General features: G+C 50.5%; 21 protein-coding genes, 1 tRNA gene and 1 pseudogene. 12 read left to right on the top strand and 11 right to left on the bottom strand.

The window, feature by feature from the left end:
• Positions 1-12: 12 nt before the first annotated feature.
• From HCX92_RS05815 to HCX92_RS05790, 6 genes are all read right to left on the bottom strand, one after another.
• The gene (locus HCX92_RS05815; protein ID WP_169294000.1) at positions 13-1248 is read right to left on the bottom strand and encodes a nitrate/nitrite transporter; all 1236 of its coding nucleotides are present in this window, start codon (positions 1246-1248) and stop codon (positions 13-15) included.
• Complete coding sequence (yaaA, locus tag HCX92_RS05810) at positions 1245-2015, bottom strand: peroxide stress protein YaaA (protein WP_169293999.1); 771 nt, start codon at positions 2013-2015, stop codon at positions 1245-1247. The genes HCX92_RS05815 and yaaA overlap by 4 nt, the downstream gene beginning before the upstream one ends.
• 403 nt (positions 2016-2418) lie before the next feature.
• Positions 2419-3765 carry a serine--tRNA ligase gene (serS, locus tag HCX92_RS05805; protein WP_169293998.1) on the bottom strand — a complete coding sequence of 449 codons (1347 nt, stop codon included), beginning with the start codon at positions 3763-3765 and terminating at the stop codon, positions 2419-2421.
• 325 nt (positions 3766-4090) lie between these two features.
• Positions 4091-5422 carry a replication-associated recombination protein A gene (locus HCX92_RS05800; protein ID WP_169293997.1) on the bottom strand — a complete coding sequence of 444 codons (1332 nt, stop codon included), beginning with the start codon at positions 5420-5422 and terminating at the stop codon, positions 4091-4093.
• Positions 5423-5535: 113 nt separating this feature from the next.
• Positions 5536-6255, bottom strand: a complete 720-nt coding sequence (gene lolA, locus HCX92_RS05795; RefSeq protein ID WP_169293996.1) for an outer membrane lipoprotein chaperone LolA — start codon at positions 6253-6255, stop codon at positions 5536-5538.
• A 257-nt stretch (positions 6256-6512) separates the two neighbouring features.
• Positions 6513-8891, bottom strand: a complete 2379-nt coding sequence (locus HCX92_RS05790) for a DNA translocase FtsK (RefSeq protein WP_169293995.1) — start codon at positions 8889-8891, stop codon at positions 6513-6515.
• A gap of 44 nt (positions 8892-8935) precedes the next feature.
• Between HCX92_RS05790 and trxB the strand changes: the two genes are divergently transcribed.
• Positions 8936-9898 (top strand): thioredoxin-disulfide reductase, encoded by a 963-nt coding sequence (gene trxB, locus HCX92_RS05785; protein WP_169293994.1) that lies wholly within the window; start codon positions 8936-8938, stop codon positions 9896-9898.
• Positions 9885-10589, top strand: a complete 705-nt coding sequence (locus tag HCX92_RS05780) for a Smr/MutS family protein (RefSeq protein ID WP_169293993.1) — start codon at positions 9885-9887, stop codon at positions 10587-10589. Before trxB ends, HCX92_RS05780 begins: the two co-directional genes overlap by 14 nt.
• Before the next feature lie 387 nt (positions 10590-10976).
• Here HCX92_RS05780 and HCX92_RS05775 read toward each other — a convergent pair whose 3' ends face one another.
• A complete protein-coding gene (locus HCX92_RS05775) occupies positions 10977-12002 on the bottom strand; it encodes a rhodanese-related sulfurtransferase (protein ID WP_169293992.1) in 1026 nt (341 codons plus the stop codon).
• A 514-nt stretch (positions 12003-12516) separates the two neighbouring features.
• On the opposite strand from HCX92_RS05775, the gene HCX92_RS05770 reads away from it, so the two are divergent.
• Entirely contained in the window at positions 12517-13794 is a 1278-nt protein-coding gene (locus HCX92_RS05770) for a bifunctional O-acetylhomoserine aminocarboxypropyltransferase/cysteine synthase (RefSeq protein ID WP_169293991.1), read from the top strand.
• A 77-nt stretch (positions 13795-13871) separates the two neighbouring features.
• Here the strand turns inward: HCX92_RS05770 and HCX92_RS05765 are convergent, their stop codons facing one another.
• Positions 13872-13955, bottom strand: a complete 84-nt coding sequence (locus tag HCX92_RS05765; RefSeq protein ID WP_371808400.1) for a hypothetical protein — start codon at positions 13953-13955, stop codon at positions 13872-13874.
• A gap of 376 nt (positions 13956-14331) precedes the next feature.
• Here HCX92_RS05765 and HCX92_RS05760 point away from each other — a divergent pair.
• A pseudogene (locus HCX92_RS05760) lies at positions 14332-15132 on the top strand (Abi family protein); the annotation flags it as partial.
• A 100-nt stretch (positions 15133-15232) separates the two neighbouring features.
• On the opposite strand, the gene HCX92_RS05755 reads toward HCX92_RS05760, so the two are convergent.
• Complete coding sequence (locus tag HCX92_RS05755) at positions 15233-15811, bottom strand: DJ-1/PfpI family protein (protein ID WP_169293990.1); 579 nt, start codon at positions 15809-15811, stop codon at positions 15233-15235.
• 430 nt (positions 15812-16241) lie between these two features.
• Positions 16242-16391 (bottom strand): hypothetical protein, encoded by a 150-nt coding sequence (locus tag HCX92_RS05750; RefSeq protein WP_169293989.1) that lies wholly within the window; start codon positions 16389-16391, stop codon positions 16242-16244.
• Between the two features lie 407 nt (positions 16392-16798).
• Here HCX92_RS05750 and HCX92_RS05745 point away from each other — a divergent pair, with 407 nt between their 5' ends.
• Positions 16799-17086, top strand: coding sequence for a HigA family addiction module antitoxin (locus HCX92_RS05745; protein ID WP_169293988.1), 288 nt, complete (start codon positions 16799-16801; stop codon positions 17084-17086).
• A gap of 90 nt (positions 17087-17176) precedes the next feature.
• Here the strand turns inward: HCX92_RS05745 and HCX92_RS05740 are convergent.
• Positions 17177-17251 (bottom strand) — tRNA-Arg (locus tag HCX92_RS05740).
• A 218-nt stretch (positions 17252-17469) separates the two neighbouring features.
• Between HCX92_RS05740 and HCX92_RS05735 the strand changes: the two genes are divergently transcribed.
• The 7 genes from HCX92_RS05735 to HCX92_RS05705 all read left to right on the top strand — a co-directional run bounded on the left by HCX92_RS05735 (position 17470) and on the right by HCX92_RS05705 (position 25051).
• Complete coding sequence (locus HCX92_RS05735; RefSeq protein ID WP_169293987.1) at positions 17470-18057, top strand: transcription termination/antitermination NusG family protein; 588 nt, start codon at positions 17470-17472, stop codon at positions 18055-18057.
• A gap of 482 nt (positions 18058-18539) precedes the next feature.
• Positions 18540-19655, top strand: coding sequence for a polysaccharide biosynthesis/export family protein (locus HCX92_RS05730; RefSeq protein ID WP_169293986.1), 1116 nt, complete (start codon positions 18540-18542; stop codon positions 19653-19655).
• Between the two features lie 11 nt (positions 19656-19666).
• Positions 19667-20110, top strand: coding sequence for a low molecular weight protein-tyrosine-phosphatase (locus tag HCX92_RS05725; RefSeq protein WP_169293985.1), 444 nt, complete (start codon positions 19667-19669; stop codon positions 20108-20110).
• A gap of 56 nt (positions 20111-20166) precedes the next feature.
• Positions 20167-22395: a polysaccharide biosynthesis tyrosine autokinase gene (locus HCX92_RS05720; protein ID WP_169293984.1), complete on the top strand. Its 2229-nt coding sequence runs from the start codon at positions 20167-20169 to the stop codon at positions 22393-22395.
• Positions 22396-22446: 51 nt separating this feature from the next.
• The gene (locus HCX92_RS05715; protein WP_169293983.1) at positions 22447-23391 is read left to right on the top strand and encodes a Gfo/Idh/MocA family protein; all 945 of its coding nucleotides are present in this window, start codon (positions 22447-22449) and stop codon (positions 23389-23391) included.
• Positions 23388-23975 (top strand): UDP-2-acetamido-3-amino-2,3-dideoxy-D-glucuronate N-acetyltransferase, encoded by a 588-nt coding sequence (gene wbpD, locus HCX92_RS05710; RefSeq protein WP_169293982.1) that lies wholly within the window; start codon positions 23388-23390, stop codon positions 23973-23975. Before HCX92_RS05715 ends, wbpD begins: the two co-directional genes overlap by 4 nt.
• On the top strand, positions 23975-25051 hold the full coding sequence (locus tag HCX92_RS05705; RefSeq protein WP_169293981.1) for a DegT/DnrJ/EryC1/StrS aminotransferase family protein: 1077 nt from the start codon (positions 23975-23977) through the stop codon (positions 25049-25051). Before wbpD ends, HCX92_RS05705 begins: the two co-directional genes overlap by 1 nt.
• Positions 25052-25113: the final 62 nt, after the last annotated feature.

Below are 25113 nucleotides of genomic sequence, written 5' to 3'. Positions count from 1 at the left end.
CACCGCGCCGACTCAGGCAAACTCAGCCGCCTCTACCTTCAGTGCCGACGGCCAGAAATACCACAGTGCCGCCAGCAATTGCAGGCCCAGCATAATTCCCCAGGCCGTGATATGTGCCTGGGCCGGATATACGCCATCTTGCTGCGGCCAAACATCCAGAATATAGCCAATCCCCATTTGCATGGCAAAAATGCACACAAAATACACCATATTAAAAGCCGTAGTCACACGCCCCATCACCTGTTGCGGAAACACCTCCAGCATCACGGAATAAGCCAGAATATTACAGGAGGCAGAAATCCCGTAAGCACTCCATAACAGCGCATGCGGTATTGGCCACTGCATGATTATCCCCAGCTGAATAAACAGGAAAGTCAACAGTCCCAAGCCAGCAAAGCGGAACACATTCAAACCAAGACGCTCCAGTTTACGGGCCAGCAAACCGCTTACCAATGTGCCGGCTACCAGCGATATACCCAACAGGGAAACCAGGCGGTCCGCCTGTTCGGGCAACATCCCCTGTGCCTGAATCATATAGGGCCGTACCCATAATGACTGGGCAGCATAAAAAGCACCACCGCAAACCGAAGGTAAAGAAACCAATTGCCAGAATACCCGATGGGAAAGAATACGTTTGGTCCCTTCCAACTGCTTGCTAAAAGACATTTTGGGGCTGGCCTGCTGCGCCTTGGGTTCTATCACACCAAACCAGATTAGGGCAACAACCAGCACGGTACACCCTGCCATACCAATACTAATGGTTTGCCATGAATAAAGCTGAAGCAAGGAAGCCAGGGGCGTACCCACGACCACACCGCCCATACCACCCAGTGCGACCATCATGCCATTAAGCATGGGCAGGCGGGAGACGGGAAAACTTTTTGCCAGTGCCATAAACGCCGCCCCCAAACACACCGCCACCCCAATCCCAATTAAAAACCGGCCCACAATCAGACCCATCATGCCGCTGGACATACCGTAAATCACCGTCCCCAAAGCGGCCACCAACAACAGGCAGGCTTCGGTTTTACGGGCACCGTAAGTATCCAGCGCCAGGCCCGCCGGCAACTGGGCCAGGGCAAAACTGGCAAAATAAACACTGGTTAACAAACCCAGATCGCCGGCCGACAACCCCAACTCGGCCGTCAAAAAAGGGGCAAACCCAATGTTTAAGCCCCTATATATATACGACAGAAAATACCCTGTCGCAAAAATCAAAAAAATGCGCAATCCTGTTTTTGCATTCATGGTTTCCTTCTGAAAACAAGCTTGTCCGGGCTGGATACCTCGGGGTCAAACCTGTAATCCTCCTTGTCAAATAACGTCAGGTCTTCGGGGGTTTGTGCTTTTGTTTCTATGGCAAAACGCGCCATCAGCCCTCGTGCCCGCTTGGCATTGAAGCTGATGATTTTGTAAACGCCATTTTTATAATCCTGGAATACGCACTGTACCACACGTGCATCCAATACTTTAAGGTCAACCGATTTGAAATACTCTTCAGAAGCCAGGTTAATCACCACCCTGGAATCCCGCTTTTGCAAACGTGCATTGAGGTAGGCCGCAATCTGGCTGCCCCAGAACGCATACAGGTTTTTTCCCTTGGCATTTTCCAGCCGGGTGCCCATTTCAAGGCGGTAAGGCTGCATTAAATCCAGCGGACGCAACACCCCGTACAGCCCGCTTAAAATGGCAATATGTTCCTGGGCCCAATCCACCTGGCTTTCATTCAGGGTTTGCGCATCAAGCCCTTCGTATACATCGCCATTAAAGGCAAACAGGGCCTGGCGTGAATTATGCTGATCGAAGGTTGTTGTCCAGGCAGCATAACGGTTTACGTTCAGCTCGGACAAGGCCGGGCTTAAACTCATTAAGGCTGAAATTTCTTCGGCCGACTTGGTTTTAAGAATGTTAATAAGTTCGGCGGCCTGCGGAACAAAAAAGGGCTGGGTATGTTTTTGAATAGCCAGCGGTGTGTCGTAATCCAGTTTTTTGGCGGGAGATAAAACAAATAACATAAATTCAATCTACTTTTGTGAAAAATGCCACCCGGCAGGTTTTGCACCCGGGCCGGCCATTAAATTTGAACACGGAAAAATACCTGACAATGTCTTTATATTTAAACCAAACATAAGGCCTTGTCCAATTGAAAACAGACAAGGCCTTGATATGCAAAACTTATTCCGCTCTTACATGCCTTTTCATCATCAACGTTAACCAAGGATATTACAGTCCCATTCCCACGCGGAGCATTTTACGTTCCCGTTCCCACGTGGAGTCTTCCCGTTCCCACGCAGGAGCATGGGAACGAGCAGGGGCAGGATTTTCCCGTTCCCACGCGGGAGCATGGGAACGAGGGCAGCATGGACGAGCAGCAACATTACGTTTCTCGTCCCCATGCTCCTGCGTGGGGACGCACCTTTAAGGCTGAAGCAACTTGATACCGCCCATATAAGGCTGCAATACTTCAGGCACCACAATGCTGCCATCGGCCTGCTGATAGTTTTCCAGCACAGCCACCAAGGCACGGCCCACGGCCAGGCCGGAACCATTCAGGGTGTGGGCATATTCTGTCTTGCCCTGCTCGTTACGGAAACGCGCCTGCATGCGACGGGCCTGGAACGCCTCGCAGTTGGACACTGAAGAAATCTCGCGCCAGGTATCCTGGGAAGGAATCCAGACTTCAAGGTCATAGGTTTTGCTTGCACCAAAACCCATATCGCCTGCACACAACAGCACAACACGGTATGGCAAGCCCAACCGCTGCAAGACCTTTTCAGCATGACCCACCATTTCTTCAAGGGCATCGTAAGACTTCTCGGGGTGCACCACCTGCACCATTTCAACCTTGTCAAACTGGTGCTGGCGAATCATGCCACGGGTATCACGGCCACCACTGCCTGCTTCGGAACGAAAACAGGGCGTATGTGCAGTCAGCTTGATAGGCAAGCTGGCACCGGGCACGATTTCGTCGGCCACCGTGCTGGTCAGCGTGATTTCCGAGGTTGAAATAAGATACAGCTCTTCTTTGGCCACCGGATTACCCTGCTCGTCCACCTGGGGTTCATCATCGCCCCCTTTGGTCACCCAGAACATGTCTTCCTTGAACTTGGGCAACTGTCCTGTGCCAAACAGGGTGGAACTGTTCACAATATAAGGGGTATAGCATTCGGTATAACCATGTTCAGCCGTATGCAGGTCTAGCATGAACTGCGACAGGGCACGGTGCAGGCGTGCCATTTGGCCACGCATGAACACAAAGCGTGAACCCGACAGCTTGGCCGCCGTATCAAACTCCATACCCAGTTTTTCACCCAGCGCCACGTGATCGGCCACTTCAAAGCCCAGCGCGGCCGGCATCTCGTCTTTCACATATTCCTTGCCGGGCAACCAGCGACGCACTTCGACGTTCTCATCGCTGTCTTTGCCATCGGGCACGGCATCATGGGGCAGGTTGGGAATGGACATTAACCATGCATCCAGCTCTTGCCTGATATCGTTCAACTGCCCTTCAAGCTCTTTAAGCTTGCCGGGAATGGCCTGCGATTCAGCCATCACGGCACTGGCATCCTGCCCTTGCGACTTGAGTTTGCCAATTTGCTTGGCCAGTGCATTACGCTGGGCCTGCAGGGTTTCGGTTTCTACCTGAACCGCCTTGCGACGGGCTTCAAGGGCATTGAAGCGCTCTTCGTCAAATTCGACGCCACGGCGTTTTAACGCCGCAACCACCCGGGGTAAATCTTTGCGCAGTAAAACAGGATCTAACATAATCTTCTTTTTAAACAGGGTTCAAGTATGTTGGGGTTCCCGGCAGAAAGCCGGAAAACTTTGCATCACGCCTGATTGCTGCGTGAGCAGTAAGGACTAACATTATAAACGGCATTCTGCCTGCCCGCAGGCGTTCCCGTGAAGAAGAAAAATTCCCCTCTGTAAAGGGGTGGAAGTGCAATACCAAACTGTTCGCATTACCGTGACTCAGAATTCCCCTCTGTGGAGGGGTGGCAGGCGAAGCCTGACGGGGTGGTTAACGAATACCTCTAAATGCAGACTACAGGCGTTACCACGCGGGAGCGTGGGAACGAGTGGTTGGTCGTCACTTCTTACGCGCCTCGTCATCCAGCCCCTTCAAAAACGCCATTTTTTCAGCGATTTTACTTTCCAGTCCCCTGGGCACGGGCCGGTACCAGCCGGGTTTGCGCATACCTTCGGGGAAGTAGTTTTCGCCAGCGGCATAGCCATGCGGTTCGTCGTGAGCGTAGCGGTAAGCGTGGCCATGACCCAGTTCTTTCATTAATTTAGTCGGTGCATTGCGCAAATGAGGCGGCACTTCGCGGCTTTTGTCCTGCCTTACAAACGCACGGGCCTGGTTGTAGGCCATATAACCGGCGTTGCTTTTGGCTGCCACCGCCAGGTAAATAACCGCCTGCGCCAAAGCCAGTTCCCCTTCGGGCGAACCCAGCCGCTCGTAGGTACTGGCTGCGTCATTGGCAATCTGCATGGCACGCGGGTCGGCCAGGCCGATGTCTTCCCAGGCCATGCGCACAATGCGGCGCGACAGATATTTGGCATCGGCACCGCCATCGAGCATGCGGGTAAACCAATACAGGGCGGCATCGGGATCGGAACCACGGACCGATTTATGCAAGGCGGAAATCTGATCGTAGAAGGCATCGCCCCCCTTGTCGAAACGGCGCAGGTTTTGTGACAGGGCCACTTCCAGCCAGGCACTGTCCACCCGATCGCGGCCCGAAGCAATGGCCGAATCCAGCACCACCTCTACCGCATTAATCAGGCGACGGGCATCACCATCGGCCCAGGCAGCCAGCTGCGTGCGAGCCTCTTCATCCATATTCACCGGATGCTCGGGACGGTCGCTGTTCACCAGTTCCACCGCCCGGTTCACCAGTTCCAGCAATTCTTCCTGCCCCAACGATTGAAGCACATACACCCGCGCCCGGGACAGCAGGGCCGAATTCATTTCAAAAGAAGGGTTCTCGGTGGTGGCGCCAATAAAGGTAAACAGGCCGCTTTCGACATACGGCAAAAAGGCGTCTTGCTGGGCCTTGTTAAAACGATGGACTTCGTCGACAAACAAAATGGTTTTGCGGCCCTGGCCCTGCGCCACCTGCGCAGCGGTAACAGCCTCACGAATATCTTTCACTCCACCCAACACGGCGGAAATGGCAATAAACCGGGCATCAAAGCCATCGGTCATGAGTCGCGCCAGCGTGGTTTTACCCACCCCCGGCGGCCCCCAGAAAATCATGGAATGCGGCCGGCCAGACTCAAAAGCCACCCGCAAAGGCTTGCCCGGTGCCAGCAAATGCGACTGCCCCACCACCTGATCCAGCGTTCGCGGACGCAAACGCTCGGCCAGCGGCGCTGAACTTAATGCCTGGGATTGAAATAAATCATTGTCATTCATTGAATTCACAATACTGTATTTACATACAGCCTATCATAAAGGAGATTCACACCTACTTAAACAAAAAAAAGGGTCCAAAGACCCTTTTTTATACCAGATTACCGTCCATGGAATTACATTCTAACCGTGTCCACCCCGGCCGGTGCCTTGAACTGGAACTGGCTGGCCGGAATTTTGGCATTGGCCTTGAAATTGCGCATCTTGATACTGGTGGTTTGTCCGAAAGAATCCAGAATCACCAACTCGGCGGGCAAGTTGTTGGCAAACGCAATATCCACATGCGACAAACCGGCATCAGGCACTTTGGGAATAGCACGCAACCACACCAGACCACTTTGCGCCGGCAACACGGTTACGTTAAAGCTTTCATCCAGCGAACCCGAGCCAAACAAAATAGCAGCCGGTGAAGCGCCCACTGCCTGGTTGACCGGGCGCTGCGTAACCTGCATTAAATCAGGGTCATACTGGTACACGGTTTTGCCGTCAGAAATAACCTGCTGCTCGTAAGGCGTAGCGACATTCCAGTAAAACTTGCCAGGCCGCTCGAAGCCGAATGAACCCGTTTGGGCAGCCGAACCCGTGGTTTGCTGGGCAAACTGGCCACTGGCCGATTTCACATTACGCACAAAATCTTTCAATTGCTGGCTGGCATCGGCCTTCACCGTATTGTTAACCGCTGGAATTTCCTCAAACTTCAAATTCCGCAAATCGGTATTCAGACTGGCATCGGGCAGCTGAAAAGAAGGTGATACCGTAATGGATTGCGCCTGAACACCCCAGCCGGTAACGGCCAATGTCAGGGAAATGGTGGCAAGCAACGCTTTTTTCTTCATTCAATATTCTCCGGAAAACCCCGCCACTATTGGCAGTGCAACCTAGATGTGTTTTTGTCAATTCCCGCGGAGGCGGGATTTACTGGGTGGGGTTGAATGCTTTACACAACCACCCCGCCTGGCTTTGCCTGCCCCCCCCACAGGAGGGGTGGCGCAAAGCGCCGGAGTGGTTTCACGCAACCTACGCCCTGTTTTTAACAGAATTATCCCCACCACACTGTTACATAAGCGTAAATACAATTACGGCCTTGAAATAATCACCCCTCGTCCTGCCCCGCAGGTACCAGAATTTCCCGGTTGCCGTTGGACTGCATGGCAGACACCACGCCCGCCTGTTCCATTTGTTCCAGCAAGCGGGCGGCGCGGTTGTAGCCAATGCGCAAGTGACGCTGCACTGAAGAGATGGAGGCCCGGCGGTTTTTCAGCACAATCGCCACGGCCTGGTCATATAGGGGATCTGATTCAGGGTCGGCAAAACCGGTCACGCTCCCCAGGCCATCACCGGTTTCACCGGGTGCACCGCCTTCCAGAATGCCGTCAATATAATCGGCTTCGCCCTGCTCTTTCAGGCACTCGACCACGCGATGCACCTCGTCATCGGCCACAAAAGCGCCATGCACCCGACGCGGCAGGCCGGTGCCCGGTGGCAGGAACAGCATATCGCCCTGACCCAGCAGGGTTTCCGCACCCATCTGGTCCAAAATGGTGCGTGAATCAATTTTGGAAGACACCTGAAAGGCAATACGGGTGGGAATATTAGCCTTGATCAAGCCGGTAATCACATCCACACTGGGCCGCTGGGTTGCCAGCACCAGATGAATACCCGAGGCCCGGGCTTTTTGCGCCAGACGGGCAATGAGTTCTTCAATTTTCTTGCCCACCACCATCATCAAATCGGCCAGCTCGTCGATAACCACCACAATAAAGGGTAGCGTGGTTAACGGCTCGGGCGCTTCGGGCGTCAAGGAAAACGGGTTCGGAATGGTTTCACCTTTTTTGGCGGCTTCGCGAATTTTGGCGTTATAACCACCCAAATTACGCACACCCATTTTACTCATCAGCTTGTAGCGCTTCTCCATTTCACCCACACACCAATTCAAGGCGTTGGCGGCCTGGCGCATATCGGTCACCACCGGTGCCAGCAAATGCGGAATACCCTCGTAAATGCTCATTTCCAGCATTTTCGGGTCAATCAGAATAAGGCGAACCTGCGAGGCATCGGCCTTGTACAGCAAAGACAGAATCATGGCATTAATACCCACCGACTTGCCCGAACCGGTCGTACCGGCCACCAGCAAGTGGGGCATTTTGGCCAGGTCGGCCACCACCGGATTACCCGCAATATCCTTACCCAGCACCATGGTTAGGGCTGAAGGGTTGTCGTGATAGGTTTTGGAGCCAATAATCTCAGACAGGCGCACCATTTGACGGCGCGGATTGGGCAACTCAAGCCCCATCAAATTCTTGCCGGGAATGGTTTCCACCACCCGAATGCTAATTAAGCTAAGCGCCCGGGCCAGGTCTTTGGACAGGTTAACAATCTGACTGCCCTTAACCCCCGTTGCGGGTTCTATTTCATAGCGGGTAATCACCGGCCCGGCCTGGGCGGCCACCACCGTCACCTCCACCCCAAAATCACGCAATTTCTTTTCAATAAGGCGGGACGTATATTCAATGGTTTCCGGAGAAACGGTTTCTACGTTGTCCTGGGCCGGATCAAGCAAATCCAGGGCCGGCAACGTGCCTTCGGACTCCTGGCGCACGACCGGTGACAAGGCTGGCTGCTTTTCCTGTTTTTCCTGCCTGTCTTTAATCACCCGTTCCGCCTTCGGAATACTGGTAATGGCCGGCTCTATTCGCACCGGTTGCTCATGAGTCAGTTTGACTTTTTGTTCAACCAGATGTTCCTGGCGCACCGCTTTGGCGGCCTCACCAGCCTTGCGGTCTTTGCGGGCACTGAAAAATTCGCCAATACCGCCAAAAATACGCTGAATGGCAAAACCGATTTTTTCCGCCACCGCCAGCCATGAAAAACCAAAAAAGAAACTGAAGCCCAAGGCCAGCAACAGAAACAATGCAATGCCCGAACCACTGGGACCAATCAACATATACAGGTTCTTGGCAAAAAGCTGCCCCAATACCCCGCCCGCGCCCCCCGGGAGCTGTTCACCCAGATTCTGTAGCTGACTGGCTTCAAAACCCATTGAACCCAGAAACAGCATGACAAAGCCAATGCCCTGCTCCCAATGCACGCGGGGTAAATCCATATCAGGATCGAGCACGATTCGGTTCATTAAGCGGCGATAGCCCACCCACATTCTTCGTATGAAACAAACCACCAGCCACCAGGCGGAAAGTCCCACCAGGTAATACAGAATATCCGAGACGTACGCCCCCACAATACCCAGCCTGTTGTGCACCTGGTGGGAAGAAGAAGTACTGACCCAGCCGGGATCGGTGGGATGCCAGGTAAACAGCGTGAACGCCAAAGCCGCGGCCAATGCCGCATACAGCACCCATTTGGCTTCACCAAACAGGGAAACCACGCGATCGGTTGCCGGGGAAGAGCCGCTTTTCTGGTTGCGTTTGTTACGACCAGCTGAGCGATTTGAAAGTGTATTAGAAGAACGTGCCATAAGTCATATTATAATTGTGGATTACCATTATAGGATGAATATAAATGAGCGATGTTAAACATTCCAAGGTTTTGATTCTGGGCTCGGGCCCGGCTGGCTATTCTGCGGCGGTTTATGCAGCCCGCGCCAACCTGAATCCGGTACTGGTTACCGGCATGGCGCAAGGCGGTCAGCTCATGACCACCACCGATGTCGACAACTGGCCGGCCGACCCTGAAGGCGTGCAAGGTCCCGACCTGATGCAACGCTTTTTGCAACATGCCGAACGTTTCAACACCGAAATCATTCTAGACCAGATAGAACGCGTGGACCTGTCCAAACGACCTTTCACCCTGTACTCCGAAATGGGTAATGTTTATACCTGCGACAGCCTGATTATTGCCACCGGTGCCAGCGCCAAATACCTGGGCCTGCCTTCCGAAGAAGCCTTCATGGGCAAAGGCGTGTCCGCCTGTGCCACCTGCGACGGCTTTTTCTATCGCAACCAGGACGTGGTCGTGGTGGGCGGTGGCAACACAGCCGTTGAAGAAGCCCTGTACCTGTCCAACATCTGCCGCAAAGTCACGGTTATTCACCGCCGCGACAAATTCCGTGCCGAACCCATCCTGATTGACAAAATGATGGAAAAGGTGAAAAACGGCAATATGGAACTGCAGCTGTTTCACACCCTGGAAGAGGTCCTGGGTGATGACAGTGGCGTAACCGGTGTACGTATTCGCAACACGCAAGATAATACCACACAGGAACTGGCCGTAACCGGCGCTTTCATTGCCATTGGACACCAGCCCAATACCGGCATTTTCGAAGGCCAGCTGGACATGGAGCACGGTGGTTACATTAAAACCCAGGGCGGCCAGCAAGGCTTTGCCACCATGACGTCCGTACCCGGTGTTTTTGCCGCCGGCGACGTGCAAGACCACATTTACCGCCAGGCCATTACCAGTGCAGGTACCGGATGCATGGCAGCTCTTGATGCACAGCGTTGGTTGGAAAATGAAGGTAATTAAAGGCAGCCTTGAAGACCTGAAGCGCATGCAGAAAAAGTACAGCGCAGAACAGGCCAAGGCAGAAAAACAGGCCAAAGAACAGGCACGGCAAAAACAATTCACTTCAGGCAGTGCCGCTACGGCGGCTCTTTCCAGCGAAGACGCCGCCCTGTTCCGGCAATCGGTAAGGGGGGTGACCCCTTTGCTCGGCAGCAATCGCATTCCACATGTGGCCACCCCGAAAGCACCCAGTGCCCTGGTACTGGCCAGACGGGCGCAGGCCGAGGGCAAGGCGGTTGCCGCGCTTAACCCGGCTCCCGGTGCCCGGCAAGACACCCGTCCCGTGCAAGTGGACAAAAACCCGCCCACCGACGATACCTCTTACGTCCAGCATGCCCACAGTAAAGATCTGCTGAAAAAGCTGGCCCGCGGCACCTGGCCCGTTTCCGCCACCCTGGACCTTCACGGTACCACGGCCGAACAGGCCGCCGAACGGTTCGACCGCTTCATCCAGTCTTGCCTGCAGCATCAGGTGCGTTGCGTTTGCATTATTCACGGCAAAGGCTACGGCTCCAAAGATGGGCAGTCGGTACTGAAAGATATGGTGAAAGCGTGGTTACGGCAACTGGAAGCCACCCAGGCATTCATCCAGGCCCCGGAAAGCATGGGCGGAACCGGTGCGCTGCTGGTGTTGTTAAATACTAAAACTTAAGTGATGTGTTGTCATGCGGGAGTGAACACAAGAGGTTCCCACGCGGGAGCGTGGGAACCAGAAAACAGGTTTTCGTCAACCACCCCGTCAGGCTTCGCCTGACACCCCTCCGCAGAGGGGAATTTGCGTACTCGTTCCCATGCTCCGCGTGGGAACGCATAAACCGTGCTGAAATTAATAAGGGCGATTAATGCTTGTGACATTAATCGCCCTTTCTTGTATTTATTTTGGAACCGCTTACTGCTTATGAGCCGTTACCAGCAAGTTGCCCGGTCTTTGCCTGGCATTTTGTCTCCTCACCTGCATGAAATGAATTATGCACCAGAATATGACAATTCACACTTAGGGTATGCACTAGTTTCTACCTTTTTTCAACACAAAAAACAACTATTTGCTCTTTTGTTGATCAAGCTCATGCGCCATTTGACGGGATTTTTCTTTTTGTGCCAGTTTTTCTTCCCGGCGCTTGCGAATTTGCTCATCCATTTTTGCACCAATATGGCCCTCGTGGCGCTGCTCAGCCAAGTCCACCTGACGCTGCCTTTCCCGAAAACGCGCGCGTTGCTCTTCAGTAATCTTATCCCAGCAATGCGGGCAGCTTTCACCGCGCACATAATGAACAGAAGCACGATCCTCCTCCGTTAAAGGATGACGGCAGGCGCGGCACTGAACATACTGCCCCGGCACCAACCCATGACCCACCGACACCCGCTCATCAAACACAAAGCACTCGCCTTCCCACAGGCTCTGTGGCTGGGGAATGGTTTCCAGATACTTAAGAATACCGCCCTCTAAATGATAGACCTCATCGTAGCCCAGGGATTTCATATAAGCGGTTGATTTCTCACAGCGAATGCCACCGGTACAAAACATGGCCACTTTCTTTTTCCTGTTTTTATCCAGCAAACCACCCTCCCGGGCCTGCTCTTGCACCCATTGCGGAAACTCACGGAAAGTAACCGTTTCAGGATTAACCGCCCCCTTGAAGGTGCCAATATCCACTTCGTAATCATTACGGGTATCAATCAGAACCACATCAGGATCGGAAATAAGGTCATTCCAGTCTTCAGGTTTCACATACGTACCCGCATTTTGTCCATTCACATTCGGCTGCCCCATGGTAACGATTTCTTTTTTCAGGCGCACCCGCATACGGTGAAACGGCTCGCGGTCTTCCGACCAGGATTCTTTATGCTCCAGCGTAGCCAAGCGCGGGTCATTGCGCAAATAAGCCAACACCGCATCAATCCCCTCGCGTGGGCCGGCAATCGTGCCATTAATGCCTTCCAGCGCCAGCAACAAAGTGCCCTTTACATTATGCTGCTCGCAAAAAGCCTGCAAGGGTTCACGCATTGCCTCGTAATCGGACAATTCTACAAATTTATATAAAGCGGCAATGGTAAAGTTGGACATAAAGTAATCGGCAACCGATGAAAAGTAAGATATTTGAAAATGCAGTAGACAATCGCGCTTTTGTTCCCAAGCAGGAGCATGGAAACAAGCAATATACGGTGTTGAAAACACAGTACGCAATTTTGTCACAAATACAAAGAAAGGAATTTGCGAAGAACATAGCATCTACTTCTACGAATTATAAAGCAAAGATTAACTTTTTCTTCTTCCCATGCTCCCGCACAGGAATGCATACCCTCATTTGCCATAACAAAATAATTTTAAGTTATGTAAAATCTGCTAGTCTACGGATTAACAATCCTTTGTTCCCACGCGGGAGCATGGGAACCAGAAGAAATCTGCTAGTCTACGGATTAACAATCCTTTGTTCCCACGCAGGAGCGAGGGAACCAGAACGAACGAAACACAACGGGCTCCCACGCTAGAGCATGGGAACCAGAATTTGGAACCACTCTCGTTCCCACGCTCCTGCGTGGGAACGCATATTTTGCAATTTTTATCCCCCGGAGGAAGCATGAAGTTAGAGACACTGGCGATTCACGCCGGCTATAAACCCGAACCCACCACCAAAGCCGTGGCAGTACCCATTTACCAAACCACTTCCTACGCGTTTGACAACACCCAGCACGGGGCTGATTTGTTTGACCTGAAAGTGGCTGGCAATATTTACACCCGCATCATGAACCCCACCAATGCGGTGCTTGAAGAGCGCGTGGCGGCACTGGAAGGCGGGATTGGCGCGCTGGTGGTTGCCTCGGGCATGGCGGCCATTACCTACGCCATTCAAACCATAGCCGGTGCCGGTGACAACATTGTTTCAGTCAGCACCCTGTACGGGGGCACCTACAACCTGTTCGCCCATTCATTCCCGCGCCAGGGCATTGAAGTGCGCATGGCCCCCCATAACGACATTGCCGCCCTGGAAGCCTTGATTGACGACAACACCAAGGCAGTCTTCTGCGAATCCATTGGCAACCCGGCCGGCAATATTATTGACATCCAGGCCCTGGCCGATGCCGCCCACCGCCATGGCGTACCGCTGATTGTTGACAACACCGTGGCCTCGCCCGCGCTGTGCCGCCCCTTTGAACACGGTGCCGATATTGTGGTGCATTCGCTCACCAAATACATTGGCGGCCATGGCACCACCATTGCCGGTGCCGTGGTGGATTCAGGCAAATTCCCCTGGGCCGAACACAAAGAACGCTTTGCCATTCTGAATGAACCCGACCCGGCTTACCACGGCGTGGTCTACACCGACGCTTTTGGCCCCGCCGCATTTATTGGCCGCTGCCGTGTTGGCCCGCTGCGCAACACCGGTGCCGTCCTGGCCCCATTAAGCGCTTTTTTGATTATCCAAGGCATTGAAACCCTTTCCCTGCGCATGGAGCGCCACTGCGAAAACACGCTTAAAGTGGCCGAACACCTAAACAACCACCCTCAAGTGGCATGGGTAAAATACGCCGGCCTGCCTAGCCACCCCGAACACGCGCTGGCACAAAAATACATGGGCGGCAAACCTTCAGGCATTTTAACCTTTGGCATTAAAGGCGGCAGCGAAAGTGGCGCCCGCTTCATTGACGCCCTGCAACTTATTACCCGACTGGTGAACATTGGCGACGCCAAATCCCTGGCCTGCCACCCCGCCAGCACCACCCACCGCCAGCTGAATGAAAAAGAACTGGCCACTGCAGGCGTTAGCGCCGACATGATCCGCCTGTCTATTGGCATTGAACATATTGATGACATTATTGCCGACCTGGACCAGGCATTGGAAGCGAGCAAGGGTTAAAATAAATCAAGGCGGGAGTCATGACATACATGAATACCCGCCTTAATACCATAAAGCCCTGGAAAAAGCCGCTGCTTTTAATTGGCCGTCAAGGCCATATTTTTATATCCAGAACGGCTTTCACCTGCAGCTTTAGCCTTTGCATCAATTCTGGCTAAAATGCGTTTGGGTAAAGTAATATTGACCGCTCTATTTGATCGTCGAACAAATCAGGAACATCCCCCCCATACAGTCCTATCAACCGATTACCCCCCCTTCAACACCGATAAAATAAAAAAATTGCAATCATCGTGTTTTCTGTTTATAATTAACATTAACAACACCCCTCACGCTTCCCATTAGATCAGCGCACCCCGAGGGGTTACTCTTTTTAGCTTCCCAGATTTTTTCATAAAAATTGTAAAATCAAAAAGTGCCTCCCTCGGTCAAGATTCAGTTTAGCAAACCTCCTCGGTCATTCTCTGATCAAGTTCAAATACTACAGTCTCACGGAATAAGTATTCCAGACCCCAAAAAGCTGAATTCTATCTATCACAACTCAATTATTATCGGCTTGCCGCTTATTGCTTACCTTTTGAGCAAACTCATAGTAATCATCAGGTAAAGCCAGGCACATCGTTCGATGACATATTAAATTTATATATTTTTGACCGAGAACTAAGACTGCTTTTAATGGATGCTATTGAGCGCATTGAAGTCTCATTGAGAACGCAAATGGCTTACCATCTGAGTCACCGCCATAACACGTCGCACCCACATCTTGATCCAGCACTATTTCAAGATCAAGGCAAATACCAAGCTGGATTAACTAACTTGCAAAATGATGTGAAAAAAAGTAACGAAGACTTTATTCGACATTTCAAAGCCAAATACCAGGAAACACTACCCCCGATATGGGCTGTAGTCGAGCTAATGACCATGGGACAGCTTTCTAAATGGTTCTCCAACATAAAGACTCGGCAAGATCGCATGGCTATTTGCCAGATTTATAACCTTGATGAAAAGGTTATGACATCTTTTTGCGAACACCTTTCTTTAGTAAGAAATATAGCCGCTCACCACGCCAGATTATGGAACCGTGACATTTCGAAAAAAATGAAGATTCCAACTTATGGTCCTAATGATTTGCGAAGCACTTTATGGTTATTGCCTGACACAGACCGTCGTTTAAAAAAAATCTACAACACATTCACAATGACACAGTATCTCATGAATGTAATTTCCCCCGACAATCACTGGAAAGAACGGCTAAAAGCATTAATAACCACCCACGCCATAGACAGCACTAAAATGGGATTTCCCCCTGATTGGGCTAACCGACCGTTGTGGCAAAGTTAATGGCAGAATTTTAATAGCGGACTCTGAAACACCAACAGCGAAGACAATCCCCTCCAGAACCGTCTTCGCCCATTACCCAATACCAATACCCTCCAAACAATCAAATCTTGATTTCCGCCCCCAGCGCTTTAACGAACTGGCTTAACCACGCAGGGTGGGCGGGCCAGGCGGGGGCGGTTATCAGGTTACCGTCGGTCACGGCGGCATCTATGGCGATATCGGCATATTTGCCCCCCGCCAGTTCCACCTCTGGCGCGCAGGCCGGGTAGGCCGAGCAGGTGCGGTCTTTTAAAATACCGGCAGCTGCCAGAATTTGCGCGCCATGGCACACCGCAGCAATCGGCTTGCCGGCCGTATTGAACTCACGCACAATATCCAGCACCCGCCGGTTCAGGCGCAAATATTCAGGACCGCGACCACCGGGTATTAACAAACCCACATAATCATTGGTATTGACCTGATCAAAATCATAATTCAAGGCAAAATTATGGCCACGCTTTTCGCTGTAAGTCTGGTCTCCCTCAAAATCGTGAATCGCCGTGGCTACATGCTCACCGGCTTTCTTATTGGGGCACACCGCATGTACGGCATACCCCAAACCCAGCAAAAACTGGTACGGCACCATGGTTTCGTAATCTTCGGTGAAATCACCCGCAATCATTAGAATCGCTTTACTCATGACACGTCTCCTAAGTTGAAAAATACCCTATTACCCTTTTGGCAATAAAGGTTTACTATTCACTATATTGTTGTTTTGTATCATTTTAATGGCAAACAGGCTGTTTTAGCAGATGGCCGGAAAATATTTACCTTAACCAAATCCAAGCCATTAACCGCAGCGCTTATTCCTTCATATCCTTACAGATAAACCAAAAAAACCAAACCCACCTACTGCAGCACCCACCTAAAAAGGAATCATCATGAAACCTCTTTACCTGCCACTAGCCATTCCCGCCCTTTTGTTATCCAGCGGCAGTGGATTCAATACGCTATGAAGGGGGGCCGCAGGCCGGGTGCAAATAAACCCGACACGCCATAGGCAATAGCCCATAAAAAAGGATGGCCACTACCATCCTTTTGCCTGAATTCAACAATTACAAACAAAACGCTTAAATCTTGCAGGCATCACCGCAGTCATTATCCGCTTCGGGCACGCTATCATCCATTTCCTGAATGCGCTCGGCGTTTTTCTTTTCGATTTCATCAAAATCAATGTTTTCAAACGCGGTATCAAAATCAAGATCAGTATCGTTACTCATGGCATGTCTTCCAGAATGGTTGGGCAATGTTTGATTTTAACGCCAAAACCGGTTTTGTTCCCATGCTCCCGCGTGGTAACGCCTATCTTTCTGCATGAACCAGATACTAACAATAGACAAATTTACCGCTTACGACCACAGGGCTTTCGCAATTGGCATAGAGTGGGTTCAATACACACATACAGTTAAAAACTGCATGCCACTTCAATTGAATCTAGCAACGATACACGATACAATCTATGATATTAGGATTCCGGCATAAAGGACTTGAGGCGTTCTATAAAACCAGCTCGACAAAAGGCATACAAGCCGTCCATGCAGCAAAACCAAGACGCGTTATTTTTCGCTTTGCCGGTATACATATTGAGCTGATTGACTATCTGGACTATCACTAAAAGAGACACAAAATGATGAAAAACCCTCCCCATCCAGGCGAGTTGCTTCGTGAAGATGTCATTATTGAGCTGGGGCTGTCTGTCACTGAAACGGCAGAACGGCTTGGCATGTCGCGTGTTGCCCTGTCACGCGTGCTAAATGGTAAAGCGGGCATCAGTGCCGATTTGGCGATCAGGCTTGAACAAGCCGGCGTCAGTACCGCCAAGGCATGGTTGGCAATGCAAACCAATTATGACCTGGCTCAGGCCCTTAAACGCCCCCAACCTACTGTCCGCGCTTTAGTGGTCGAACATACCTGAGATATGGTTCCCACGCAGCGATGAATTTGCAATTCCTGCGAGTACCGCCGGCAAACCATTTAGAGTTATTGAAATTAGCATAAAGCAAGATGGCGTCCCCACCAGGAATCGAACCTGGATCTGATTCTTAGGAGGAACCTGTTCTATCCATTGAACTACAGGGACACGCAATCAGCCCGTTAATATAGCATTAGAATAAACTTCAAACAAGCAACAAGCACTTTATCACTGTTAATTTATCTTCGTTCCCGCACTCTTGCGCTTGCCTGGCACCTCACTTTACGCCAACCCTTTTCCATAATTCATGACCCAACAATTAGAAACAGTTATCAAGCCCCAAAGAATTGCTACACTACCCCTAAGCAAACAACAACAGCTACCTTATGAGACAACCCAAACACTTAACCCCAGACGCCCCCAGCCCAGACCCTGCACAGCCAGCCTGCGACACTGCCGGTTTTCCATGGTATGTGGCCTACACCAAGCCCCGCCAGGAAGAATGTGCCTTAACGAATCTTCTACAGCAGGATTTCAACGTCTACCTGCCCCGCTACAAAAAACTTAAAAAACCGGCCAAAAATGCCATCTGCCAAGAAATGCAGGTCGTGCATGAACCCATGTTTCCGCGCTATATCTTCTTGCAAAGAACCCGCCCCGAACAGGCCATTAGTAAAGCCCAGCACACCCGGGGCATTGTTACGCTGGTGCGTTTTGGCGTGGAACTGGCCATCATGCCCGCCGAGCTCATTGCCGCCATACAGGAATATGAACAGCACCGTAACCAGGCCGGCTTTGAAGAGATCAGCCCCCTTAAGCCCGGTACCCGCGTAAAACTGAACCATAACACCCCCCTGCAAGGGCTGGAAGGACTGGTACAAACCGCCTCCGCCAAACGGGTGATCGTATTGCTGGAAATACTGGGCAGACCCAAAACCATCAAGCTTGAACCAAATCAGCTTGACATTACCTGAAACCACATTTCAAATTAAAAATTCTTATACATAATCATGTGTTTTCATTAGCTATTTCAGTATTATTAAAATCAACCCCCACTCCTTAATGTTGCAAAAAAAGAACAAAGAAATCAAAAAATTATAAAAAAAATAATAATTTGGCTTGTTTATGAATAAGAACATGTAATAAAACAACAAAAACTTAAAATAAAACATAAATCATGACAATTATTAACTTTTTTCCCCTAAACTTACCTCCGTCTTATACATGGCACAGGGTTTGTCCTTTATTGCCCAGCAACATCAAAAACAGAATTCACACCAATGTTTTCATGAAAACGAATGAAAACATTGCGGTAGCCTGCCTGCCAGCTATGTAATCGCCCAAACTGGCGCATAAAAAGCCTATAATTTCGCTTCATGTTCAATTTGGCACCCCACTACAATAAAAGCAAAATGCCAAAATAACACCAACACCCATTAACACATAAAACTGACCCATGCGTATAAAAACACCCTTACTTTTAGCCGTTACTACCGTTGCCCTTTCAGCCTGCGCCATGGCCCCTGGCATGTACATGGGTGGCCCCGGTTCAGTACAAAACGAACTGAACAACAACGAACAGCTAAAAGACGGTGAAGCACCCGCCGGTGCCTTAATAACCATAGATGCAGCCCTTATTAAACAACAAACCCTTAACCAGCCCGTCATTACCAACGTCAACCACCTGTTTGGCAACCCCACCGCCTACACCGTAGGCCCTGGCGACATTCTTAACATTATTGTGTGGGATCACCCAGAACTGTCATTGGCCGGCGCCACTGCCGCCGCCAGCGTTGAAGGCGGCAACGTAGGCACCGGCTATAACGTTAGTGCCGATGGCCGCATCCAGTTTCCGTTTGCCGGTGCCGTTAAGGTTTCCGGCCTGACCGAACTGCAAATTCGCGACAAGCTCACCAAAACCCTGTCCACTTACATTACAGACCCGCAGCTTACCGTACAAATCCGTTCCTACCGCAACAGTCGCGTTTATCTGGATGGTGAAGTCAACAGACCCGGCCTGCAAAACCTGAACGACATCCCCATGACCCTGCCCGAAGCCCTTAACCGTGCAGGCGGCTTAACCGAGAAAGCAGACCGTTCTTCCATTGTGCTTATTCGCAATGGCAAAGAAACCGTCATTAACCTGGCAAAATTAACGGAACAAGGCATTAACCCCAACCGCATCATGCTTAAGAATGACGACATGCTGCGCGTAAACAACCGCGACCGCGCCAAAGTGTTCATGATGGGTGAAGTGTTAAAACCACAAGCCTTGGTCATGAACGACGGCCAGCTTACCCTGGCCCAGGCCTTGGGTGAAGCGGGCGGTACCTCTATTGCCAGTAACCCCGGCCAGGTTTACGTGATTCGCAAAGGCAAACAGGAACAGGCTGAAATTTACCACCTGGACGCCAACTCGCCCACCGCCCTTATCCTTGCCAGTGGCTTCCAGCTACAACCGCAAGACATGGTGTATGTAGACCCTGCCCGCGTTGTACGCTGGAACCGTGTCATCAGCAACATTCTGCCTAGCTACGGTGCCGTTGTTTCCACGGTAAACGCCACCAACTAAACCCGGCAGTAATGAACAATATACTAACCGTTTGTATTGGCAACATCTGCCGCAGCCCGGTGGCTGAAGCACTGCTAAAGGCCGCCCTGCCCGAAAAAAACATCTGGTCGGCCGGCCTGGCCGCCCTAAGCGGGCACGCGGCCGACAAAACCGCCCAGGAAATTGCCCTGGAGCACGGGCTGGACATTTCGGCCCACCGTGCCCAGCAAATCAGCAGCTACATGTGCACCCAGGCCGACCTGATTCTGGTCATGGAAACCGCACACAAGCAAGAGCTGGAACAAAAATACCCCTTCACCCGTGGCAAAGTACACTGCCTGGGCCACACCGGCCCCGGCCAAAAAACCGAAATTGCCGACCCCTACCGAAAAGACCGTGCCGCGTTTGAAACCTCGCACCAGCTGATTGCCCAAGGCGTCAGCCACTGGGCAAACCTGATCAAAAAAATCAGCTAGGCAGGGTTTTCCACCACTCCTGTTTCACCCTTACACTTATCTAAACCAAGCATTTCATGACCGTACCACAGCAAAACCCTTCTTCGTCTTTAAACCCACAAAAAGATAACGACGAAATAGATTTACTGGCCATTCTTGACACCATTTTAGATGCCAAATGGCTGATTGTTGCCATTACCTGCGTTTGCACCCTGCTGGCCATTGCCTACGCCATGTTCAGCACCCCCATCTACCAGGCCAACACCCTGATTCAGGTAGAACAAAACCAGGGCAACACCAACCCCGCCATGGGCGAACTGGCCCTACTGTTTGATGCTGGTTCCCCCGTAGCCGCTGAAATTGAAATACTGCGTTCACGCATGGTGGTGGGTGAAACCGTAGACCGATTGCAACTGAACAACAGCGCCACCCCCGATTACATTCCCATTATTGGCCAATGGCTGGCCAAACGGGCCACAGAACTTTCAAACCCCGGCATTTTTGGTTTTGGGGGGTATGTATCGGGTACCGAAAGCATTCGCTTAAGCCAACTGGACGTACCCAATGAACTGCTGGGTACAGAATTGAAACTGGTGGCCACTGAAACCGGCTACGACCTGTACACCGAAAACAATGATTTACTGGTCAGCGGCCCAACCGACCAAACCCACGAATTCCTATACAACGGCGAACCCGGCCGCGTTAACATTGCCAGCCTGCAAGCCAAACCCGGTGCCCGCTTTACAATAGTCAGCACCTCTCGCCAGGCAAAAATAGCAGAATTACAAAGAGAGCTTCAAGTAAGTGAAAAAGGCAAACAGTCTGGCATGCTGGAAGTTTCCCTGGAAGGCCCAGACCGCCGTTTGATTACCGAAATCCTGAACACCCTGGGCAACGTATATGTAAAACAAAACATAGACCGCAAAGCCGCAGAAGCCGACAAATCCTTAAGCTTTCTGGATGCCTTCCTGCCCGAACTGCGCCAGCAAATGCAGGAATCGGAAAGCCAGTACACCGAGTTTCGCGACAAAAAAGGCACTTTTGACCTGGGAGCCGAAGGCAAGGCCTCTTTAGACACCAGCGTTAACCTGCAATTAAAACTGCTGGAACTGCAACAAAAACGTCGTGAACTAACCCCCCAATTTACCGCCGCCCACCCCAGCATTAAAGCCATCGACCAGCAAATTGCCGCCCTTAACAAGGAAATTGCAAAAGTAACCAGCAGCGTTAAAAAAATGCCCGAGCTGGAACAGCAACTGCTTACTCTTACCCGCAACGTAAAGGTAAACAGTGAAATGTACGTAAACCTGCTAAACAGCGCCCAGCAACTGCGCCTGGTTAAGGAAGGCAAGGTAGGCAATGTACGGGTGATAGATGAAGCCGTAGTACCCGGCCAACCCGTTAAACCCAAAAAAGTACTGGTACTGGCACTGGGTGTATTGCTTGGTTTAATGTTAGGTACAGGCGTTGCCATTGCACGCAGCCTGCTGCACCCCGGCATTAAAGAAGCCAATGAAATTGAACAAAACCTGGGCATGCATGTATTTGCCACCGTACCACGCTCAGTACAGCAAACCACACAATACATGGAAGCTACCAGTAAAAAACCCGGCAACCACGTATTAGCCTACGTGGCCCCGCAAGATCCTGCCATTGAAAGCCTGCGAAGCCTGCGCACCGCCCTGCAATTTGCCATGCTGGAAACCAGCAACAACATCGTGCTCATTACAGGCCCTACCCCCAGTATTGGTAAATCCTTCATTAGCGTAAACTTTGCAGCGGTCCTGGGTGCTGCCAATAAAAAAGTATTGCTAATAGATGCTGACCTGCGCAAAGGCTACCTTAACCAGTATTTTGGCAAACCCCGCCACAATGGTGCCAGTGAATTCATTAGCGGCACCATTACTGCAGAACAGGCCATTCATAAAAACGTGCTACCCAATGTAGACTTCTTAAGTACCGGTGTATTACCGCCAAACCCTTCAGAACTGCTGCTATCCGCTCACGCGATTGAAAAACTGAACCAATTGGCCAAACAATATGACCTGGTGCTGCTTGACAGTGCTCCGATACTGGCTGTTTCTGACGCCATGGCCCTGGCACCGCATGCAGGCGCCACCTTCCTGCTGGCACGTGCCAACCAAACCACCCTGGGTGAAATAGATGAATCTGCCAAGCGTATACGACAAGCGGGTGGAAATGTTAAGGGAGTGATCTTTAACGATATGGTAGCTAAGAATCGCAGGTATGGTTCCAAGTATGGATATTACCGGTATGCGAATTATGAGTACGGCTCTTCCAACTAAAGAATAACCAAGACACTTAAATTTTAATCTTATTAAAACACAGGACTAACAATGAAAAAATTCGCATTAATGGGGGCTGCCGGTTATATTGCCCCACGGCATATGAAAGCCATCAAAGATACCGGCAATGACTTAGTTGCCGCTTTGGATATTAACGATTCCGTTGGTATTATTGACAGCCACTTCCCCAATGCCGAGTTTTTTACTGAATACGAGCGTTTTGACCGCCACATTGACAAATTGCGCAGGGCAAACCACAGCAAACAGGTAGATTATATTTCCATCTGCTCACCAAACTACCTGCACGATTCACACATGCGATTTGCGCTCCGCTCCGGTGCCGATGCCATTTGCGAGAAACCGCTGGTATTGAACCCCTGGAATATTGACGGCCTGATTGATATAGAAAAAGACACCGGCCATAAAGTAAATACCATTTTACAATTACGTGTTCACCCTGCCATTATTGCCTTGCGTGACAAAGTCCTCGCACAGAAAAAAGACACCAAGCATGAAGTTGATTTAACCTATATCACCTCCCGCGGGCACTGGTACTTGCAATCCTGGAAAGGCGACCTGAAAAAATCTGGTGGTATTGCCACTAATATTGGCGTCCATTTCTTTGACATGCTGCACTTTATTTTTGGTGATTTGCAAAACAACATTGTTCATTTATCTACCGACACCAAAGCTGCCGGTTATCTGGAATATGAAAATGCCCGTGTTCGCTGGTTCCTGTCAGTTGATTACAACGATGTGCCAGAAAAACAAAAAGAAATTGGCCAACGCACTTTCCGCTCTATTACCGTAGACGGCGAAGAAATAGAATTTTCAGGCGGTTTTACCGACCTGCATACCCGCAGCTATGAAGAGATCCTGGCAGGCCGCGGCTTTGGCTTAGAAGAAAACCGCACTGCGATTACGACCGTTGCCAACATTCGCAATGCCGTCATTGCCCCCTTAACCGGCGACTATCATCCATTCCTGAAAAAATGAGTTTTTATCAACATGAAAGCGCTATCGTAGATGATGGCGCAGTAATTGGTGAAGGTTCCCGTGTTTGGCACTTTGTGCACGTATGTGCAGGTGCCCGCATTGGCAAGGGCGTATCACTGGGCCAAAACGTTTTCGTAGGCAATCAAGTCAACATTGGTGATTATTGCAAAATCCAAAACAATGTGTCTGTTTACGATAACGTCACCTTAGAAGAAGGCGTATTCTGCGGGCCCAGCATGGTGTTTACCAATGTGTATAACCCACGCTCATTAATAGAGCGCAAAGATGAATACCGGGATACCTTAGTCAAAAAAGGAGCCACCCTTGGGGCAAACTGTACTATTGTGTGCGGTGTCACCATTGGCGAATATGCCTTTGTTGGCGCTGGTGCAGTGGTTAATAAAAACGTGAAGCCCTACGCATTAATGGTGGGCGTGCCTGCCCGGCAAATAGGCTGGATGAGCGAATTTGGCGAGCAACTGGATCTGCCCCTGCTTGGCAATGCAGAAGCCATATGCTCGCATACCCAGGCAAAATATATATTGACTGACGGCTACTTAAGCAAAGAAAAAAAGGATTCCTAATGCAGTTTATTGATTTGGCGGCGCAGCAAGCCCGTATCAAAGAGCAGATTGACGCCAACATCCAGAAAGTGCTGGCCCATGGCAAATATATTTTAGGCCCAGAAGTGGCCGAACTTGAAGAGAAGTTGGCCGATTACAGCGGTGCCAAATACTGTATTTCTTGCGCCAATGGTACGGATGCCTTACAAATTGCCTTAATGGCGCTTGGCGTTGGGCCAGGTGATGAAGTAATTACCCCCGGTTTTACTTACATTGCAACGGCAGAAACCGCTGCCGTACTGGGTGCCAAACCCGTGTATGTAGACATTGACGAACGCACTTACAACCTGAACCCCGCTTTATTAGAAGCAAAAATCACCCCCAAAACCAAAGCAATTATTGGCGTATCACTGTACGGCCAATGTGCAGATTTTGATACTATCAACCAAATAGCTGCCAAACATAACATCCCCGTTATTGAAGACGCGGCACAAAGTTTTGGTGCAACGTATAAAGGCATAAAATCTGGCAATTTAACCACTATTGCATGTACCAGCTTTTTCCCCAGCAAGCCCTTGGGCTGCTATGGCGATGGTGGCGCCATTTTTACCAGCGATGAGGAACTGGCCAAAGTCATCCGCCAAGTTGCACGCCATGGCCAAGACCGCCGTTACCACCATATACGCGTAGGGGTTAATAGCCGTCTGGATACATTGCAAGCGGCCATTTTATTGCCGAAACTTGCCATCCTGGATGAAGAAATTGCATTAAGACAACAAGTCGCAGACCAATACAACCAGCATTTACATGTAAAAGGAATTGAAACCACGCCATTTATTGAAGATTTCAATACATCGGTTTATGCCCAATACACGATTCGGGTAAAAAATAGAGACCAAGTAATTAAAACTTTAAATGAAAAAGGTATTCCAACGGCTGTTCATTACCCTATACCGTTAAATAAACAACCCGCTGTGGCGAGTAATGATAAGCTGCCTGTGGGTGACCAAGTAGCTCAAGAAGTGTTAAGTTTACCGATGCATCCGTATCTATTAAGTACAGAGCAAGAAGAAATCGTTAACGCCATCAACTTATAAGTTTTCAATTAATAAAATTTAACCAGATAATATTTATATCAGAATTTTCTCTGGTTAATAAT

Source organism: Advenella sp. EE-W14 (assembly GCF_012923605.1).
GTDB lineage: Bacteria > Pseudomonadota > Gammaproteobacteria > Burkholderiales > Burkholderiaceae_B > Advenella > Advenella alkanexedens.
This window is presented reverse-complemented; position numbering and strand designations above follow the sequence as displayed.